Origin of the sequence: Rubrivirga sp. (assembly GCF_049648075.1) — a bacterium.
Lineage (GTDB): Bacteria > Bacteroidota > Rhodothermia > Rhodothermales > Rubricoccaceae > Rubrivirga.
The window spans coordinates 1-1751 of the sequence record NZ_JBARYR010000709.1; the positions used below are offsets into that span (position 1 = coordinate 1).

A 1751-nucleotide genomic window follows, 5' to 3' on the forward strand; every position below is an offset into this window, starting at 1 on the left:
GGCCACACCCGTCGCCCCGGCGGCCGCTCCGTCCAAGCCCGCGCCCAAGCCGAGCGCCCCGTCCTCGAGCGACACCGCCGGCGAACGCGTCGAGGTCGTCGAGATGGACCGGATGCGCCAGCTTATCGCCGAGCACATGCGCCGGTCCAAGGACACGAGCGCTCACGTGACCAGCTTCGCTGAGATCGACGTGACCGGGCTGGTCCAGCACCGCGAGCGCTACAATGCATCGTTCCAAGCGCGCGAGGGCACGAAGCTGACGTACACGCCCTACTTCATCCTCGCGTCCATCGAGCCGCTGCGAGAGCACCCGTACCTCAACAGCTCCGTCGAGGGCTCGCGCGTCCTGCTCAAGAAGGACTACCACGTCGGCATCGCGGTCGCCCTCGAGAAGGGGCTGCTGGTCCCGGTCGTCCGCAACGCGGGCCAGCAGAACCTGACGGGTCTCGCCCACAACGTCGCCGACCTGGCGCAGCGGGCGCGGACCAAGAAGCTCCAGCCGGACGAGTTGCAGGGTGGCACGTTCACGATCACCAACGTCGGCAGCCTGGGCTCGCTGATGGGCACACCGATCATCAACCAGCCGCAGTCGGCCATCCTGTCGCCGGGCGCCATCGTCAAGCGGCCGGTCGTGCTCGAGACCGAGGCCGGCGACGTGATCGCGATCCGCCACATGGTCTACGTCTCGCTCAGCTACGACCACCGGATCATCGACGGCGCGATGGCGGCCAGCTTCCTGGCGGCCTACCGCGACGCCTTGGAGGCCATCGGACCGGACTCGCCGCTGATCTAGACGGCTCTCCCGCCGTCCTCAAGGGCGGCGGAAGCCATCTGCTATGCGCGTACTCCTCTTGTCCGCTACCCTGACGATGGTCGGAGGCGGATGCAGCACCGTCGGGGACGACGTCTATTCCGAGACGCTGTACGTCGATGCCACCACACAAGAGTGCGTCGGCGAAGCCGTCCAGCAGTGCTTTCGTGTCCGGCGCTCCCCCGAGGCCGAGTGGGAACTGTTCTACAGTGAGATCGACGAATTCGACCAAGAGCCGGGCTTTCGGTACGTCCTCGAGGTCGAGGTCACGGAGATCCCCGACCCTCCCGCGGACGGATCGAGCCTGTCGTACCGGCTGATCCGCATCAGCAGCAGAGCCGCGGCCTGAGCTCGTCCTCGAGGACGACACGTGGAGGTTTGCCTGAATCGTGCCGACCCGCCGCCCGGCCCGCGTCGGCGGTCTGGCGGCCGTGCGGTACCGGCTGCGGCGGTTCCATCCGTACACGGGCGACGCTGACCTCGACGCCGCGTTCTCGACGTTCGACGCCGTCGTCGTCCCGCCCTCTAACGGGCGTAGCGGTGTGCCGCTCGTGTCTCTCCTGAACGGGATCACGGAAGGGCTCGACCGGAGCATTCCCGCTGCGAAGGCCCTCTCGAAGGCGGGCTTGGGCGCCGTCTTGATCGACACACCCCTCGGCGGAGGGCACCCGGGAACGGATCTCGCCGAGATGGCCCGGCGCGGCGTCGCCCTCGACGTCCCGCTCGCCCGGCGCTTGTCCACGGCGTCGCTACGGACCTGCCTGCCGTGTTCGGTCTCGTCGAGGGCGAGCATGGACTGGGAGCCGAGCGGCGCGCCCTGTTCGGCGTCAGCGTCGGGTGCTTGCTCTCGAGCCTGGCGTTCGCCCGCGACGGAACCGGAGATCGGCTGTTCGGCGCCATCGGCTACCCCGATCTGCCGACGATGTCGCGAGGGCTGGTC

The 1751-nt window shown here is 68.7% G+C and carries 2 protein-coding genes and 1 pseudogene; all 3 read left to right on the plus strand.

Annotation, left to right across the window (positions count from 1 at the left end):
* On the plus strand, positions 1–793 hold a 793-nt coding region (locus WBA11_RS18715; RefSeq protein WP_424522146.1), incomplete at its 5' end, for a dihydrolipoamide acetyltransferase family protein.
* 43 nt (positions 794–836) lie between these two features.
* Positions 837–1160: a DUF4377 domain-containing protein gene (locus WBA11_RS18720; protein ID WP_424522147.1), complete on the plus strand. Its 324-nt coding sequence runs from the start codon at positions 837–839 to the stop codon at positions 1158–1160.
* A 40-nt stretch (positions 1161–1200) separates the two neighbouring features.
* A pseudogene (locus WBA11_RS18725) lies at positions 1201–1751 on the plus strand (hypothetical protein); the annotation flags it as partial.